Genomic DNA, 16,248 nt, shown 5'->3' with positions numbered 1-16,248 from the left:
CGGCTGCCGCGCCAGCACCACAAGCATCTGAAGTCGACCAACATGCTCGAGCGCCTCAACGAGGAGATAAGACGCCGAACCTATGTCGTGCGCATCTTCCCCAACACCGAAAGCTGCCTGCGCCTCGTCAGGGCCCTAGCTGTCGAAACCAACGAAAACTGGATGGAGGCCAACCGCTACATCAACATGGACGATCTCAAGGAGCACAAAAAGCTCCAACTCCGAAAAGCAGCATGACCAGATTCATGGCCGCCCAAATTGCAGAACTTGACGCACACGACCTGAAATTCAGGTGCAGACGTGATGTCGCTTCCGGCACAGGAACGGTCGCTGCCGTGACGAAGCGGCAAGCATTTAGCTGGGTTAATCCCGCCTGAGAACTTCCTCTCTTGTCAGGAAACGGCCAGACCGGCTTCGTTGCAAGAAGATCAACCCCCGGCTTTTCAGGAGCCCACCATGCCAGGACATTATTCCCAGCCCATCTCCGATCTGATCGCGCAGCACAAGCCCGGCCATGGCCTGCCGCAGGCCTTCTACACTTCGGCCGAAGTGTTTGCCGAGGATATGGAAACGATCTTCTTCCGCGACTGGCTCTATGCAATCCCGGCCTGCGCGCTGGAAAAGGCGGGCAGCTACCAGCGTCTTCGTATCGGCGCCTATGATGTCGTGGTGGTGCGCGACAATCAGGGGAACATCCGGGCATTTCACAATTCCTGCCGGCACCGCGGCTCGGTCATCTGCACCTCGTCGCAGGGACGTCTGGCCAAGCTCACCTGCCCCTACCATCAGTGGACCTATGGCCTCGATGGCAAACTGGTCTGGGCGCGCGACATGGGCGCGGACTTCGACCCGTCGCAGCACAGCCTGAAGCCCGTCCACTGCCGCGTCGTTTCAGGGCTGGTCTATATCTGCCTTGCGGCGGAGGCGCCTGATTTCGAGGCATTTGGAAGCACCGTGACGCCTTATCTTGGCGTTCACGATCTGAGCGATGCCAAGGTCGCCTTCCAGTCCACGATCATCGAGAACGGCAACTGGAAACTGGTCTGGGAAAACAACCGCGAGTGCTATCACTGCGCGGGCAACCATCCCGATCTGTGCCGCACCTACCCGGAAGACCCTTCGATCACCGGCGTGAGCCCAGACGGAACCTTCCCCGAAAAGGTTGAGAACCACTTCAACCGCCTGGAAGGCGCCGGTGCCCCTTCGCGCTTCCAGATTGCGCCGGACGGCCAGTTCCGCATCGCCCGGATGCCGCTGCTGGACGGGGCGGAAAGCTACACGCTCGATGGCAAGATCGCGGTCCAGAAGCGGCTTGGCCGCGTGCCGTTCCTGGATGCAGGCACGCTGCTGCTGTTCCACTATCCGACGACGTGGAATCACTTCCTGACCGATCACTCGATCACCTTCCGCGTGACCCCGATCAGCCCGATGGAAACCGAGGTCCAGACGACCTGGCTCGTCCACAAGGATGCCGTGGAAGGCGTTGATTACGACCTGAAGAACCTGACCACGGTCTGGGAGCATACGAACGACGAGGACCGCCGCGTCGTCGAGCATAATCAGCAGGGCATTTGCTCGCCCGCCTACGAACCGGGTCCCTATTCGACCCTGCACGAGGATGGTGTCATCCAGTTCGTGAACTGGTATCTGGACCGCCTCAAGGCCCGTCAGCCGGGCCTTGCAGTCGCGGCGGAGTGAGATTGATATGATTGATGCCCAGCAGAGCGTGACGGCAAAATGGACCGATGACGAACTCTTGGAATGCGTCTCGATCCTGCCGGAAGCCCCTGATGTCGTGACGGTCTGCTTTCAGGCACCGTCGGGCCGTCCCTTCGTGTTTCTGGCCGGTCAGTTCCTCACGCTGGAACTGCCGGTGCCGGGCGGCCCGATCTACCGGACATATACGATCTCTTCCTCGCCGACGCGGCCGAAGTCGCTGACGATCACGATCAAGGCGCAGCCGGACAGTATCGGAACGCGCTGGATCATGAACAATGTGCGGCCCGGAACAAGGCTGAAGGTCAAGGGGCCGGGCGGGCGTTTCACGTCCACCCATTTCCCCGCGAAAAAGTACCTCTTCATCTCGGCCGGGTCGGGCATCACGCCGATGATGTCGATGACCACCGAGATCTACGATCTCGGCCGGAGCTGTGACATCGTCTTCGTCAACTGCGCAAAGCGCCCGTCCGAGATCATTTTCAAGCGCAGGCTTGAGCATATGGCCTCCCGGATTGAAGGTCTTGACCTCAAATGGGTGGTGCAGGAAAGCGACATCTATCAGCCATGGACTGGGTACATGGGGCGCTTCAACCAGCTGATGCTGGGTCTGATGGCCCCGGACTATCTTGAACGTGAGGTGTTCTGCTGCGGGCCGGAAGGCTTCATGCAGTCGGTCAGCGAAGCGCTGGCCGGTCTCGGCTTCGACATGGCCCACTATCACCAGGAGAGCTTCGGCACGCCTGAAGCTGGTGAGGTGCCTGTGGTCGAGACGGGCACGAGCTCCGATGCAGTGGAAGACACGGCGAAGCTGGTCTTCGAGGAGTCTGGTGTCACCCACGACTGCAGCACCATGGATACGGTCCTGCTTGCGGCCCGCGCGGCCGGTGTGGCCATTCCCTTTGGCTGCAGCATGGGCGTGTGCGGCAGTTGCCGCATCCGCAAGCTGTCGGGCGAGGTGCACATGGTCCACAATGGCGGGATCAGCGACGACGAGATCGAGGAAGGCTACATCCTTGCCTGCTGCTCGAACCCGCGCGGCACCGTCACTCTTGAGGCGTAGCGCCGGCGCCTGCCAGTCTGCCGCTGCGGATCTCGCCGGGTGTGAGCCCGCGCTCAGTCTTCAGCGCGCGCGCCAGATGCGGCGCGTCGCAGAAGCCGCAGGCGAGTGCAATGTCGGTCACTGACTGCTCGGTCCGGCGCAGCCGGGCCGAGGCGCGGTCCAGCCGGATTTCCAGATAGATGCGCCGGGGCGACTGGCCCAGATCCGCCTGAAACCGGCGCTCCAGCGTGCGCCGGGCGGTCCCGAGGGCAGATGCGATCTGGTCGATGCTCAGCGTCTGCTCGATATTCTGCTGCATCTTCAAAACGGCACGCTTGACCAGCTCGTCCCTTGCCTGCCTTGCCAGCATCTGGCCGGGCTGGGCGCGCTGGCCGCTGAGCGCATCCTCGATCATCATGATGTTGAGGCTTTTCGTGGCGGCAGACTGCCCGACATGGCGCTGGACCAGAAACGCCGCCAGATGCGCCGCGCCGTGCCCGCCCGAGCAGGTCAGCCGGTCCCGGTCCACCACGAAGATCTGATCCGAAATCGGTGTTTCATTGTCGAAACGGTCGATGAAGTCCTGATGGTGGAACCAGCTGACGCAGCACCGGTAGCCCTGCAGCAGGCCCGCTGCCTGCAGCGTGAACACGCCGGTGCAAAGCCCGACCAGCGGCACACCCTGCGCCGCCGTTTCCGCGATGAAGGCGAGCGCCTGCGGGCCAAAGGCTGCCCGGTCGCTGATCAGCCCTCCGACCACCACCAGGTAATCGAAGGCCGCTGCCCGGCGCAGCGGCATGTCCGGCTGCACCCGGACACCGCAGCTGGAGCGGATCGGATCCATCTGCTCTGCCAGTACGGTCCAGTCGCACAGAATCCGCCGTGACTTGTCCGCATCATCCGCCGCCAGCCGCAGGACATCCACGAAATTGGCAAAAGCCGACAGGGTGAACTGGTCGGCCAGCAGGAAGGCAACACGCAGGCGGGCAGGGGGGATGGTACGGGCAGCTGTCATGACGCGATCCTACATGACACCTGGCGCAAATCTACATTCAAGGTGCGATCCAAGACCATAATGTGACACTCAGCTGCGATTGAGAGGATCCCGCCATGCAACGTTTCTCTGCCTTGTCCCTGCTCAAGAACGCTTTGACAGGCCACAAGAGCTGGCGCGAACAATGGCCGGACAGCCAGCCCAAGGCCGAGTATGACGTCATCATCGTCGGGGCAGGCGGGCATGGTCTGGGCGCGGCCTATTACCTTGCCAAGGAACATGGCATCACCAATGTCGCGGTGATCGACAAGGGCTGGCTGGGCGGCGGCAACACCGGGCGCAACACGACCATCATCCGTTCCAACTATCTCTATGACGAAAGCGCCCGGCTTTACGATCATGCCCTGGACTTGTGGGAGAACCTCAGCCAGGAACTCAATTACAACGTCATGTATTCCAAGCGCGGCGTGATGATGCTGGCGCATAACGTTCATGACGTGCAGTCTTTCCAGCGCCACATTCACGCCAACCGGCTCAACGGGGTGGACAACCGCTGGCTGACGCCGGCCGAAGCCAAGGCCTTCTGTCCGCCGCTGAACATCAGCCCGGACGCACGCTATCCGGTCATGGGTGCGGCGCTGCAGATGCGGGCGGGCACGGCGCGGCACGATGCGGTGGCATGGGGCTATGCGCGGGCGGCGGCAGCGCGCGGCGTTGACATCATCCAGAACTGCCCGGTGACCGCGATCCGACGCGGGCCGGATGGCAGCGTCATCGGGGTTGAAACCGCCAAGGGTTTCATCAAGGCGAAAAAGGTTGCCGTTTCGGCCGCCGGTCACACCAGTGTCGTCATGGACAGCGCCGGTGTGCGGATGCCGCTGGAAAGCTACCCGCTGCAGGCTCTGGTCAGCGAACCGGTCAAGCCCATTTTCCCGTGCGTCGTCATGTCGAACACGGTCCACGCCTATATCAGCCAGTCCGACAAGGGCGAGTTGGTGATCGGTTCGGGCACCGACCAGTACACCAGCTACAGCCAGCGCGGCGGCCTGCCGCTGATCGAGCACACCGTGGCGGCGATCTGCGAGGTCTTCCCGATCTTCAACCGGATGCGGATGCTGCGCAAGTGGGGTGGCATCGTGGACGTCACGCCTGACCGCAGCGCCATCCTCGGCAAGACGCCGGTCAAGGGGCTCTATGTGAACTGCGGATGGGGAACCGGTGGCTTCAAGGCGACGCCGGGCGCTGCCCACACGCTGGCCTGGACAGTCGCCAAGGATGAGCCGCATCCGGTCAATGCACCCTTCACCCTGGAACGCTTCACCACCGGCCGTCTGATCGACGAGGCCGCCGCTGCCGCTGTCGCGCACTGATGAGCCCGTGCGGCGCATGAGCAATTTCAAGGCGGGATGCGGCAGCATCCCAGAGCCTGGCTATGAGAGGTTTCCGATGCTCCTGATCCATTGTCCCTACTGCGACGAAACCCTGCCCGAGCTCGAGTTTGCCTATGCGGGCGAGGCCCATATCGCGCGCCCGGCAGACCCCTCGGCCCTCACGGACGAGGAATGGCGTGATTTCCTCTTCATCCGCACGAATGCGCGCGGCAAGCACTTTGAACGCTGGCGCCATGTCCATGGCTGCGGCCGCTTTTTCAACGCCTGCCGCGACACGGTCAGCGACAGGTTCCTGAAGACCTACAAGGCCGGCGAAGAGCGTCCGGCAGAGACTGAACTGGAGGGCGTGGAATGAGCCGCTATCGCGTCCCCGGCCTGGGCCGGACAGATCCTGCCGAGCCTGTCAGCTTCACGTTTGACGGCCGCCGTTATGAAGGTCTGCGCGGCGACACGGTTGCGTCGGCGCTGCTTGCCAATGGCGTGCATCTGATGGGCCGTTCCTTCAAGTATCACCGGCCTCGCGGACCGGTGAGTGCCGGTTCCGAAGAGCCGAACGCGCTGATCGGCACATCGCGTGGACCGGGCCGGTTCGAGCCGAACACCCGCGCCACCGTGCAGGAACTGCGCGAAGGGCTGGTGGCGGAAAGCCAGAACAAGTGGCCGTCGCTGAAGTTCGACATCGGGGCGGTGAACGACCGCGCCTACATGCTCTTTTCCGCGGGTTTCTACTACAAGACCTTCATGTGGCCGCGCAGCTTCTGGGACAAGGTCTACGAGCCCTTCATCCGCGCGGCCGCCGGCCTCGGCAAGTCGCCGTCCGAACCAGATCCCGACAATTATGCCTCGCGCTATCTGCATACGGATGTGCTTGTCGTCGGCGGCGGTGCAGCTGGCATCGCGGCAGCACTGACCGCCGCGAAGTCCGGCGCCAAGGTCGTGCTGGTGGACGAGAACCCCGAAATGGGCGGCTCTCTGCTCTTCGATCCTGCCGTGCAGATCGAGGGGCTGAACGCCTGGTCCTGGCTCTCCGAGCAGCTTTCGCAGCTGCGTGCGGCGGGTGTCGCGCTGATGACGCGGACAACGGCCATCGGCTACTATCATCAGAACATGGTTGGTCTGGCCGAGCGGCTGACCGACCATCTGGACCAGCCCCCCAAGGATGCCCCGCGCGAGCGGATGTGGCGGGTTCGCGCCCGTCAGGTCGTGCTGGCGCAGGGTGCGCTGGAAAAGCCGCTGGTCTTTGACGGAAACGACCGCCCCGGCGTCATGCTGGCAGGCGCGGCACAGACCTACCTGAACCGTTATGGCGTCAAGGTCGGCGATTGCGCCGCAGTGGTGACCAGCCACGACAGTGCCTGGTATGCAGCCTTCGATCTGGCGGACGCTGGCTGCCGCATTGCCGCCATTGCCGACACGCGTGGTCAGGTTCGTCCTGATCTTGTCGAGGCTGCACGCCGCCGTGGAATTGAAGTGCTGACCAGCCACACCGCGACTGCCACCTATGGCCGTCTGCGCGTCAACGGCGTGCGCGTAAATCCCGTCCACAACGGCAAGGCCGGTGCGGGCCGCAAGATTGCCTGTGACGCCCTGTTGATATCAGGCGGCTGGACACCCTCGCTGCATCTCTTCTCCCACACCAAGGGCTCGCTGAGCTGGGACAAGGAGAGCCGCACCTTCCTGCCGGGCCACAAGACTGAGGCCTGCCAGATTGCGGGTGCAGGACGCGGGCTCTGGGGCTATGGCCCGGTGCTGGAAGACGGCGTGCGCGCCGGGCTTGCCGTGGCAGAGGCGCTGGGCCGGACCGGCCAGCCGCTGGCGGCAAGGGTCGAGGGCGACCGCCTTGGAACAGGCTCCAGCCAGACCGAGCTTCCGACCGACCGCAGTGCGGGCAAGGCCAAGGCTTTCGTTGACTACCAGAACGACGTGACGGCCAAGGACATCCGTCTGGCCGTCCGGGAGGGCATGCGCTCGATCGAGCATGTGAAGCGTTATACCACGAACGGCATGGCGACCGATCAGGGCAAGATGTCGAACATCAACGGCCTCATGATCGCCGCCGACGCACTGGGCAAGGCGCCGCCCGAGGTGGGTCTGACCACCTTCCGTCCGCCCTATACGCCGACGAGCTTCGGCGCCTTTGCGGGCTATCACAAGGGCGACACCTTCGAGCTGACCCGCAAGACGCTCATCGATCCCTGGGCCGAGGCGAAAGGCGCGGTGTTCGAACCGGTCTCGCTGTGGCGCAGGGCCTGGTACTTCCCGAAAGCGGGCGAAGATATGCACGCCGCCGTCGCACGTGAGTGCCGGGAGACACGCGCCTCCGCCGGAATGTTCGATGCCTCCACCCTCGGCAAGATCGAGGTCGCAGGCCCCGATGCGGTGGAGTTCATGAACCGCATGTACACCAACCCCTGGACCAAGCTGCAGCCGGGCCGCTGCCGCTATGGCCTGCTGCTGGGCGAGGATGGCTTCATCCGGGACGATGGCGTGATCGGGCGGCTTTCGAACGATCTGTTCCATGTCACCACCACCACGGGCGGTGCTGCCCGTGTGCTGAACATGATGGAGGACTACCTTCAGACCGAGTGGCCGGACCTGAACGTCTGGCTGACCTCCACGACCGAGCAATGGGCAACCGTTGCGGTCAACGGCCCGAATGCCCGCAAGCTGCTCGAGCCGCTGGTCAATGGACTGGACATGTCCGATGCGGCTTTCCCGCATATGTCGGTGGCCGAATGTACCGTCGCAGGCTTCCCGGCGCGTCTTTTCCGCGTCAGCTTCACCGGCGAACTGGGGTTTGAAGTCAACGTTCCCGCCCGCCACGGGCTGGCGCTCTGGAAGGCGATTTTCGAGGCCGGGCAGCCTTACGGCATTTGCCCCTACGGCACGGAGACGATGCACGTCCTGCGCGCCGAGAAGGGCTACATCATTGTGGGGCAGGACACGGATGGAACGGTGACGCCGCAGGATGCGGGCCTCGACTGGGCCGTTGGCAAGGCCAAGAAGGACTTTGTCGGCAAGCGCTCGCTCGCCCGTCCCGACATCGTCGCGCCGAACCGCAAGCAGCTGGTCGGTCTTCTGACCGAGGACCGCTCCAGACTGGAAGAGGGCGCGCAGATCGTGCTGGATCCGAACCAGAAGCTGCCGATGACGATGGTGGGGCACGTCACCTCATCCTACGACTCGGTTGCGCTCGGGCGGCCCATTGCAATGGCACTGATTGCGGGCGGGCATGGCCGTATGGGTGAGACGGTGCATATTCCGATGCCGCATGGCACGGTGCGCGCTACGATCACTTCGACGGACTTCTACGACCCTGAAGGCGAACGGCTGAAGGCCTGAGGAGCGCGACATGACCATACAACGCCATGACTTCACCAACGGGCCTTTCCTGCTGGAAGAGCTGGGCTCGTCTCCCCGGTTCTCCCTGCGGGTCAAGCAGGAGAACCGCGCCGCGCTGGCTGAGGCCCTCGGGCTGGAGCTGCCGGACCATATCAGCCACAAGTCCGGTGCAGGGGGAACCGAGGTTCTGTGCACCGGCCCTGACGAGTGGGTGATCCTTGTGCCCGAAGCCGGGCGTCAGGCCCTGATTGCTGCAGGAGCTGAGGCCTATGCCCGGATCCCGCACAGCCTCGTCGAGATCAGCGACCGCGAGATCACGCTGCGCCTGTCCGGGCCGCAGGCGCTGACCGCGCTGACGGCGGCCTGTCCGCGTGACGTGGATGCGCTGCCGGCCGGCCGCGCTGTACGGACGCTGTTTGACAGCGCGACCGTGATCCTGTGGCGCGACGGGCCGGACAGTTTCCGCATGGATGTGTGGCGCAGTTTCCTGCCCCATGTCCGGGCGATCCTGGCGAAGGTCTCGGCCGAGCTCAAGGCCGGCCTCTGAGCCGTACCACATTGACATGTGCTTCTGCGGCCTGCCGGCCGCGGGCCATCACGCTCTCTAGAAAGGATTTCGCATGTTCGACACCAATATCCAGGCGATTTCGGACAAGGCCATCGCCGGTGCCATTTCCCGCGAGCTGGTGCGCCAGCAGGATCAGATCGAGCTGATCGCCTCGGAGAACATTGTTTCGCCTGACGTTCTGGTGGCTCAGGGATCTGTTCTGACGAACAAATACGCCGAAGGGTATCCCGGCAAGCGCTACTACGGCGGCTGCGAATTCGTGGACGAGGTCGAGGATATTGCCCGCGACCGCCTGAAGCAGCTGTTCGGGGCCGCACATGTCAACGTGCAGCCGCATTCCGGCGCTCAGGCCAACCAGGCCGTCTTCCTTGCGCTGCTGCAGCCAGGGGACAAGATCATGGGCCTGTCGCTGGCCCATGGCGGGCATCTGACCCACGGTTCACCCGTCACCATGTCGGGCAAGTGGTTCAACGTCGTGTCCTACGAGGTTGAAGAAGACACGCATCTCATCGACATGGCCAAGGTTCGCGGGAAGGCGCTGGCCGAGCGGCCGAAGCTGATCGTGGCAGGCGCCTCCGCCTATCCGCGCCACATGGATTTCGCCGCCTTCCGCGCCATTGCAGATGAGATTGGCGCCTATCTGATGGTGGACATGGCCCATTACGCAGGTCTGATTGCTGCGGGCGAATACCCGAACCCGGTGCCGCATGCGCATGTGACCACCTCGACCACACACAAGACCCTGCGCGGCCCGCGCGGCGGCGTCATTCTGACCAATGACGACGATCTGGCGAAGAAGTTCAACTCCGCCGTATTCCCCGGCAATCAGGGCGGCCCGCTGATGCATGTGATCGCGGCGAAGGCCGTTGCCTTCGGCGAGGCGCTGCAGCCCTCGTTCAAGGACTATGCGAAAGCGGTCATCGCCAACGCCCGTGCGCTTTCAGATACGCTGATTGAGGGTGGCGTCGGCATCGTTTCGGGCGGAACGGACTGCCACATGGTCCTGTGCGATCTGCGCCCGCTTGGCGTCACCGGCAAGGCGGCGGAAATCGCTCTGGAACGGGCGGGCCTGACCTGCAACAAGAACGCCATTCCGTTTGATCCGGAAAAGCCTTTCGTGACGTCGGGCATCCGTCTCGGCAGCTCGGCCGGCACCACCCGCGGCTTTGGCGAGGCCGAGTTCCGGCAGATCGGGCAGATGATCCTGCGTGTCCTGCGTGCTCTGGGGGCAAACCCGGAGGGGGACGCGGCTCTCGAAGCTTCCATCCGCGCCGAAGTCAAGGCAATGTGCGATCGCTTTCCAATCTACGGGGCATGAATGTTCCTCTCGGTCTTTGACATCTTCAAGATCGGCATCGGCCCGTCGTCCTCGCATACGATGGGCCCGATGGCTGCCGCTGCGCGTTTCCTTGACGACCTGCGTGGCGGGAGCGGCCAGGTCACTGGCATGCCCCGGCCGCACCGGCTTTATGCGAGCCTGCATGGCAGCCTGGCCTTCACCGGCAAGGGGCATGCGACGGACCGTGCGGTGATCCTGGGCCTGTGCGGACTGCGTCCGGACACGATGGAACCCAACCGCGCCGAGGAGATTGAGGCCGAGGTGCGCAGCACCGGCCGCGTGAACCCGGACGGGCTGGGCGGTTTGATCTTCGAGCCGGACCGCGATCTCATCTTTGACTACGGCCCGGCGCTACCGGGCCATCCGAACGGCATGATCCTGAAGGCCTTTGATGTTGAGGGGCAGGTTTGCCACGAGCAGACCTATTACTCTGTTGGCGGCGGCTTTGTCGTGACCAGTGCGGAGCTGGAAGGGCTTCAGGCGGGGGAGGCCCCCGTTCAGGACGTTGCCATCGTGCCATATCCGTTTGAAACGGCGGCACAGATGCTTGAGATGGGTGCAGCTTCCGGCAGGACGATTGCCCAGATGAAGCGCGCCAACGAGGAGGCGCGGCTGGGCGAGCGGCTGGACGAGAGGCTCGACGCCATCTGGGCCGCCATGAATGGCTGCATCACACGCGGGCTGACGCAGGAAGGCATCCTGCCGGGCGGCCTCAAGGTGCGCCGCCGGGCCCGTTCGATTCACCGGCAGCTGGAAGGGGAGCGCGGGCAGAACCTCAGCCAGCCGCATCAGGCAAATGACTGGCTCAGCGTCTATGCCATGGCCGTGAATGAGGAGAATGCGGCCGGTGGCCGGGTTGTGACCTCGCCAACCAATGGCGCTGCTGGTGTCGTGCCGGCCGTGGGGCGCTACTATCTCGATCACTGCGTCGGGGCGGACCAGGAGAAGATCCGCGACTATTTGCTGGTGGCAGCCGCCATCGGCGGCCTGATCAAGCACAATGCCTCGATCTCGGGGGCGGAGGTTGGCTGTCAGGGTGAAGTCGGGTCGGCTTCGGCCATGGCGGCGGCGGGGCTCTGCGCGGTGCTGGGCGGCACCAATGAACAGGTCGAGAATGCGGCGGAGATCGCGCTGGAGCATCACCTTGGCATGACCTGCGATCCGGCTGCGGGTCTCGTGCAGGTTCCCTGCATCGAGCGCAATGCCCTCGGCGCGATCAAGGCCGTCTCAGCCGCAAGCCTTGCCTTGCGCGGCGACGGCACGCATTTCCTGCCGCTGGACAATTGCATCCGGGTGATGCGTGACACCGGCAGGGACATGAACGACAGGTACAAGGAAACGTCGCAGGGCGGCATCGCCGTCAACTTGCCGGAATGCTGACCGGCTGATGGCTTGCAGTCTTCCGGTTCCCGGACGGGCCAGCTCCCCGGGAACCGGCATCTTCTTGCGGCTGTGAGCCTTTGCGAGGCGCTATCCTTCAAGGCCGGGAGTCTTGCCATCCCTCATGTGTGGAAACTTGAAGCCTGCCATATGCGGTGGTAATCTTTACCACCAATCCAACGGCGAGATGCTTCATGGCCAATGTCGAAAAGATCAGCGTTTCCATGACGCCGCAGCAGGCCGACCTGCTGCGCGAGGCCGTTGCCAGCGGCGCCTATGCCAGCGGCAGTGAGGTCATCCGCGAGGCCCTGCGCGACTGGTCCGCCAAATGGGCACAGCGGCGCGGGGATATCAAGCACCTGAAAAGCCTTTGGCAGGAGGGCAAGGCCAGCGGCAGTGCCTCTGACATGGACTTTGACGGCATGCTTGCCGAGGCCCGCGAGGAAATATTTTGATTAAAATCGCGTCGGGAGAGTGAAGATGAAATATTTTGACAGTAGTATTGAAGAAGATATTGGGTTTTATGTTTATGCGCTGATTGATCCGATGACCGGAAAACCATTCTATATAGGAAAGGGAAAAGGAAATCGGGTATTCTCACACGCTGCAGGTGCTGTTTTATCAGATGCCGTAACTGAAAAAATTGAACGAATAAAGTCAATCATGCGTCGAGGGTCTAATGTTGAGCATATTATAATTAGGCACGGAATGAGCGATTCACAAAGTCTTTTGGTTGAGTCTGTCTTAATTGATTTTTTGAATTTTAATGATTATCAGTTGACGAACGTTGCATCTGGGTGGAATTCTTCGAATTTTGGAATTATGACAGTCGAAGAGCTTCAAAGAAGGTATATGGCGCCGACGCTTGAATATATTGATCACGATATTGTTATTATAAACATAAATAAGAGTTACAGAGAGGCGAAATTTTCGAAATCATTCTATGATGTAACTCGCGGAAATTGGAAAATTGCCGATCGGAGAACAAAGAAAATTAAGTTTGCTTTGTCTGAATATCGCGGGTTCATTGTTGAGGTTTTTAAAGTCAATTCTTGGGAAAAGGTAGGGGATCGTTGGCGGTTTTCCGGTGTCGTCGCTGATGATGCAGTTCGCTCACGTTTTCTTAATAAACGATTGCAAAAGAAAAAAGGTTTAGCAAACCCGATCCGCTTTTCCTTATGAAAAGCTCGCTGATCAGTTGACGCTTATGCATTCCGTCTCTCGTCTTGGTGACGTTGAGTGTGTGCAAAGAAGTTATTCTCCACACCGAACCCTTTTTCGCCCTCCCGGCCTTGGCTCATGCAGCTTGGCGGTGTTACCAATAGGCCTCCTGCCGCACACTGCTTCCGTGTGTGCCAATGTTCTGCAAGCGGGTGGGCTGCCGTGGTCTGGGGTGCTTGGCTCCGGCCGTGGTCCATCCGGACGGATCACGGATCATGACGCAATCAGACATGCCGCCTCCCGGAACGGGAACAGGGGCAGCCCCTGCACCGGAGACTGAGACGGTTCTTCCGGCGCGGGTCTGGGCTTTCAGGGGCGTCCGGGCCGCCATTTCCATTCCGGGCTTCATTCTCGCTGCGGCCTTCGTCGGCTATGCGGGGCTGGCGCGGGAAAGCGGGCTGACGCTGCCGCAGACGCTGATGATGGCCGGCCTCGTCTGGGCGCTGCCCAGCATCGTGGTGCTGACCGGGGCGATTGCCTCCGGTATGGGGCTCATCCCGGCGGCCATTGCCGTAGCTCTGGCCTCCGTGCGCCTGATGCCGATGACGGTGGCGCTGATGCCGGTGTTGCGGGCGGAGAAGAAAGCGCCAACCTGGCTGCTGCTCTTTGCCTCGCATTTCGTCGCCATCACCGCCTGGGTCTTTGCCATGCGAAACCTGCCGGATCTGCCAAGGTCCGGGCGGCTGCCGTTCTTCCTCGGCTTTGCCTGTTTCCTCACCGGCACGGTGACGGTGGTGACCGGTGTTTCCTATGTTCTGGTCGACAACATGCCGCCGATGGTGGCCGGAGCGCTGTTCCTGCTGACACCGGTCTATTTCCTCTGCTCGCTGTGGACGGCGGGGCGCCTGCCCACCGACAAGCTGGCGATGGTCCTCGGCCTCGTGCTGGGGCCGCTGTTCTACTGGCTCATGCCGGGGCCGGACCTGCTGATCACCGGCGCGGTGGGCGGCACAGCGGCCTATCTGGCGGTCCGGATTGCCCGCCGGGCAGGATGGGGGGCCGAATGATGGCGGCAGATACAGCCTTCATGCAGGGCGTGACAGCGTGGTGGCCCTATGTGATGATCATCTTCGCCGGATGGCTGGCGACGGATATCTGGCGCTGGCTGGGGGTGCTGGCGGCAGGAAACCTGCGCGAGGACAGCGAGATCCTGATCTTCGTGCGCTCCATCGCTACGGCTCTGGTGGCAGGAGTGATCTCGAAGCTGATCCTTTTCCCGAGCGGAGCGCTGGCCGAGACCTCCGCCTGGCTGCGTGTGGCCGCCGCAGTTAGCGGCTTTGCCGCCTTCCATGCCGCCCGGCAGACCGTGTTCGCCGGTGTTCTTGCCGCCGAAGCTGTTCTCATCGGCGGCTGGCTGCTGCTGGGGTGAAGGGAGCAACCCAGCAGCTTCTTGTCTTTACGCCAGTGCGGCGCGGATCTTGTCTGCCTGTTCGGCCAGCACGGCCTGATCGGCCATGGCGCTGGTGTGGGGGCGAAGGGCTATGCCTTCAAAGCGCGGGATCACGTGGAAATGGGTGTGGAACACCACCTGGCCGCCGGCGCTTTCCGAAAACTGCTGGATTGTCGTGCCATCGGCGCTGAAGGCCTTCATCACGGCCTGTGCCATCTTCTTCACGGTGGCCATGACGGCGAAGAGGTCTTCCTCTGCGATATCCAGAATGTTGCGCGACGGCGCCTTGGGGATCACCAGCACATGGCCGTCGCCACGGGGCATGATGTCCATGATCACCAGCGTCTTGCCGTCTTCATAGAGCTTGTGGCTGGGCAGTTCGCCGCGCAGGATCTTGGCAAAGACGTTGCTGTCGTCATAGGCAGGGCTGGTCATCAGTCTCTCCGTTCAAGGGTGTTTGCGGGCACCCTAGCTGCCCCCTTGCAGCCGGGCAACGGGCATTTGCGGGGCATTGATTCTGTTTGTGAAGCCGCTGACTCAGTGTGTGAAACGCGGTTCTCAACTCTCTGAGGACTCTGCGTCACATGCGGCCTCCGGCGCCTGATCTTGGCCGCCCTTCCGGAAGGGGGCGTGTTCGCTGAGGATGGCGGCATCCATCTCCACCGCCCGCCGCTCCCGCTCCAGATAATCGGCGACGGCGGCCCGAAGGCCCGGATGGGCGATCCAGTGGGCGGAGCGGGTGAGCCGGGGCAGGTAGCCGCGCGCCAGCTTGTGTTCGCCCTGCGCTCCCGCCTCCACCACCTTCAGCCCATGGGCGATGGCAAAGTCGATGGCCTGATAGTAGCAAAGCTCGAAATGCAGGAAGGGGTGATGCTCCGTGCAGCCCCAGTTGCGGCCAAACAGCGTGTCCGAGCCGATGAAATTCAGCGCCCCGGCGATGTAGCGCCCCTCGCGTTTGGCCATGACCAGCAGGATGCGCTCCGCCATGCGCTCGCTCACCAGCGAGAAGAAGCGCCGGTTGAGATAGGGACGGCCCCATTTGCGTGCGCCCGTGTCCATGTAGAAGGCGAAGAAGGCATCCCAATGGGCCTCGGTCAGGTCGCGGCCCGTCACCCATTCCACCTCGATGCCGGCCGACAGGGCCTCCTTGCGCTCCTTGCGGATGGCCTTGCGCTTGCGCGAGGCCAGATCCTCCAGGAAGCCGTCAAAGCTTGCGTAGCCCCGGTTCTCCCAGTGGAACTGCTGGTCGGTGCGCAGCAGATAGCCGGCATCGCCCATCTGGTTCCATTCCGGTTCGGTCAGGAACGTGGCGTGGACGGAGGACGCGCCCGACTGGCGGCAGACCTCCACCAGCCCCTGCGACAGGGCGGCGATGCCGGTTTCCCGGTCGAGATCGGGATGAGTAAGAAAACGGCGCCCCGTCGCGGGCGTGAAGGGCACGCTCACCTGAAGCTTGGGATAATACTCGCCGCCGGCACGGTGAAACGCTTCCGCCCAGCCGTGGTCGAACACATATTCGCCCTGCGAATGGCTTTTCAGCCAGGCCGGAACTGCGCCCAGCAGCTTTCCGTCTTCGGCTTCCAGCAGCAGATGATGTGGCGCCCAGCCGGTACGGGCCGTGGCACAGCCCGCTTCTTCGAGCGCCTGCAGAAAAGCGTGGCATATGAATGGGTTGAAGTCCGCACCGGATTCTGTTTCTGAAGGCTTGAGGTGGCCGCCTGGACCCAGGCTCCAGCCGGGATTGGCGAGCCTGTCCCAGTCCTCTGCCGCTACGCCGCCAAGGCCATTGGCAATGCGCAGCGTCACCGCAAGGCCGCCGTCCTGATCTGCCGGTGTGTTGCCGCTCATGCGACCGCTATCCTCAA

Annotated in this window: 16 protein-coding genes; 13 read left to right on the top strand and 3 right to left on the bottom strand. The window is 62.8% G+C overall.

The genetic code is table 11. The features are described 5' to 3' along the window. From H163_RS0114260 to H163_RS0114250, 3 genes are all read left to right on the top strand, one after another. On the top strand, positions 1-237 hold a 237-nt coding region (locus tag H163_RS0114260; protein ID WP_026355861.1), incomplete at its 5' end, for an IS256 family transposase. Between the two features lie 219 nt (positions 238-456). Then, positions 457-1,698, top strand: a complete 1,242-nt coding sequence (locus H163_RS0114255) for an aromatic ring-hydroxylating oxygenase subunit alpha (protein ID WP_019965277.1) — start codon at positions 457-459, stop codon at positions 1,696-1,698. 7 nt (positions 1,699-1,705) lie between these two features. Continuing rightward, positions 1,706-2,779 carry an FAD-binding oxidoreductase gene (locus H163_RS0114250; RefSeq protein WP_019965276.1) on the top strand — a complete coding sequence of 358 codons (1,074 nt, stop codon included), beginning with the start codon at positions 1,706-1,708 and terminating at the stop codon, positions 2,777-2,779. Here H163_RS0114250 and H163_RS0114245 read toward each other — a convergent pair. Further along, a complete protein-coding gene (locus tag H163_RS0114245; RefSeq protein ID WP_019965275.1) occupies positions 2,763-3,773 on the bottom strand; it encodes a GlxA family transcriptional regulator in 1,011 nt (336 codons plus the stop codon). The genes H163_RS0114250 and H163_RS0114245 overlap by 17 nt on opposite strands. Positions 3,774-3,868: 95 nt before the next feature. Between H163_RS0114245 and H163_RS0114240 the strand changes: the two genes are divergently transcribed. The 10 genes from H163_RS0114240 to H163_RS0114200 all read left to right on the top strand — a co-directional run bounded on the left by H163_RS0114240 (position 3,869) and on the right by H163_RS0114200 (position 14,362). Beyond that, positions 3,869-5,122, top strand: a complete 1,254-nt coding sequence (locus tag H163_RS0114240) for a sarcosine oxidase subunit beta family protein (protein WP_019965274.1) — start codon at positions 3,869-3,871, stop codon at positions 5,120-5,122. Positions 5,123-5,198: 76 nt separating this feature from the next. Next, positions 5,199-5,498: a sarcosine oxidase subunit delta gene (locus tag H163_RS0114235; protein WP_026355860.1), complete on the top strand. Its 300-nt coding sequence runs from the start codon at positions 5,199-5,201 to the stop codon at positions 5,496-5,498. Then, entirely contained in the window at positions 5,495-8,485 is a 2,991-nt protein-coding gene (locus H163_RS0114230) for a sarcosine oxidase subunit alpha (protein ID WP_019965272.1), read from the top strand. The genes H163_RS0114235 and H163_RS0114230 overlap by 4 nt, the downstream gene beginning before the upstream one ends. 10 nt (positions 8,486-8,495) lie before the next feature. Next, entirely contained in the window at positions 8,496-9,032 is a 537-nt protein-coding gene (locus H163_RS0114225; RefSeq protein WP_019965271.1) for a sarcosine oxidase subunit gamma, read from the top strand. Positions 9,033-9,105: 73 nt separating this feature from the next. Continuing rightward, complete coding sequence (gene glyA, locus H163_RS0114220; protein ID WP_019965270.1) at positions 9,106-10,371, top strand: serine hydroxymethyltransferase; 1,266 nt, start codon at positions 9,106-9,108, stop codon at positions 10,369-10,371. Then, a complete protein-coding gene (locus H163_RS0114215) occupies positions 10,372-11,772 on the top strand; it encodes an L-serine ammonia-lyase (protein ID WP_019965269.1) in 1,401 nt (466 codons plus the stop codon). Positions 11,773-11,966: 194 nt separating this feature from the next. Beyond that, the gene (locus H163_RS0114210; protein ID WP_019965268.1) at positions 11,967-12,227 is read left to right on the top strand and encodes a type II toxin-antitoxin system ParD family antitoxin; all 261 of its coding nucleotides are present in this window, start codon (positions 11,967-11,969) and stop codon (positions 12,225-12,227) included. Positions 12,228-12,252: 25 nt separating this feature from the next. Beyond that, entirely contained in the window at positions 12,253-12,954 is a 702-nt protein-coding gene (locus H163_RS24415) for an LEM-3-like GIY-YIG domain-containing protein (protein WP_147290409.1), read from the top strand. A 254-nt stretch (positions 12,955-13,208) separates the two neighbouring features. Continuing rightward, positions 13,209-14,000 carry an AzlC family ABC transporter permease gene (locus H163_RS0114205; RefSeq protein WP_244296092.1) on the top strand — a complete coding sequence of 264 codons (792 nt, stop codon included), beginning with the start codon at positions 13,209-13,211 and terminating at the stop codon, positions 13,998-14,000. After that, entirely contained in the window at positions 13,997-14,362 is a 366-nt protein-coding gene (locus tag H163_RS0114200) for an AzlD domain-containing protein (protein WP_019965266.1), read from the top strand. The genes H163_RS0114205 and H163_RS0114200 overlap by 4 nt, the downstream gene beginning before the upstream one ends. A gap of 27 nt (positions 14,363-14,389) precedes the next feature. On the opposite strand, the gene H163_RS0114195 is transcribed toward H163_RS0114200, so the two are convergent. Together H163_RS0114195 and H163_RS0114190 are read right to left on the bottom strand one after the other, a co-directional pair. Then, the gene (locus H163_RS0114195) at positions 14,390-14,818 is read right to left on the bottom strand and encodes an HIT family protein (protein WP_019965265.1); all 429 of its coding nucleotides are present in this window, start codon (positions 14,816-14,818) and stop codon (positions 14,390-14,392) included. Positions 14,819-14,941: 123 nt separating this feature from the next. Further along, on the bottom strand, positions 14,942-16,231 hold the full coding sequence (locus tag H163_RS0114190; protein ID WP_019965264.1) for a GNAT family N-acetyltransferase: 1,290 nt from the start codon (positions 16,229-16,231) through the stop codon (positions 14,942-14,944). Positions 16,232-16,248: the final 17 nt, after the last annotated feature.

It is taken from the genome of Pannonibacter phragmitetus DSM 14782 (assembly GCF_000382365.1).
GTDB lineage: Bacteria > Pseudomonadota > Alphaproteobacteria > Rhizobiales > Stappiaceae > Pannonibacter > Pannonibacter phragmitetus.
This window is presented reverse-complemented; position numbering and strand designations above follow the sequence as displayed.

Coding starts and splice junctions, on each gene's coding strand:
- H163_RS0114225 (WP_019965271.1), top strand. CDS start 8,496: ATGACCATACAACGCCATGACTTCACCAACGGGCCTTTCCTGCTGGAA.
- H163_RS0114250 (WP_019965276.1), top strand. CDS start 1,706: ATGATTGATGCCCAGCAGAGCGTGACGGCAAAATGGACCGATGACGAA.
- H163_RS0114235 (WP_026355860.1), top strand. CDS start 5,199: ATGCTCCTGATCCATTGTCCCTACTGCGACGAAACCCTGCCCGAGCTC.
- H163_RS0114255 (WP_019965277.1), top strand. CDS start 457: ATGCCAGGACATTATTCCCAGCCCATCTCCGATCTGATCGCGCAGCAC.
- glyA (WP_019965270.1), top strand. CDS start 9,106: ATGTTCGACACCAATATCCAGGCGATTTCGGACAAGGCCATCGCCGGT.
- H163_RS0114200 (WP_019965266.1), top strand. CDS start 13,997: ATGATGGCGGCAGATACAGCCTTCATGCAGGGCGTGACAGCGTGGTGG.
- H163_RS0114230 (WP_019965272.1), top strand. CDS start 5,495: ATGAGCCGCTATCGCGTCCCCGGCCTGGGCCGGACAGATCCTGCCGAG.
- H163_RS0114215 (WP_019965269.1), top strand. CDS start 10,372: ATGTTCCTCTCGGTCTTTGACATCTTCAAGATCGGCATCGGCCCGTCG.
- H163_RS0114245 (WP_019965275.1), bottom strand. CDS start 3,773: ATGACAGCTGCCCGTACCATCCCCCCTGCCCGCCTGCGTGTTGCCTTC.
- H163_RS0114205 (WP_244296092.1), top strand. CDS start 13,209: ATGACGCAATCAGACATGCCGCCTCCCGGAACGGGAACAGGGGCAGCC.
- H163_RS0114240 (WP_019965274.1), top strand. CDS start 3,869: ATGCAACGTTTCTCTGCCTTGTCCCTGCTCAAGAACGCTTTGACAGGC.
- H163_RS0114190 (WP_019965264.1), bottom strand. CDS start 16,231: ATGAGCGGCAACACACCGGCAGATCAGGACGGCGGCCTTGCGGTGACG.
- H163_RS0114210 (WP_019965268.1), top strand. CDS start 11,967: ATGGCCAATGTCGAAAAGATCAGCGTTTCCATGACGCCGCAGCAGGCC.
- H163_RS0114195 (WP_019965265.1), bottom strand. CDS start 14,818: ATGACCAGCCCTGCCTATGACGACAGCAACGTCTTTGCCAAGATCCTG.
- H163_RS24415 (WP_147290409.1), top strand. CDS start 12,253: ATGAAATATTTTGACAGTAGTATTGAAGAAGATATTGGGTTTTATGTT.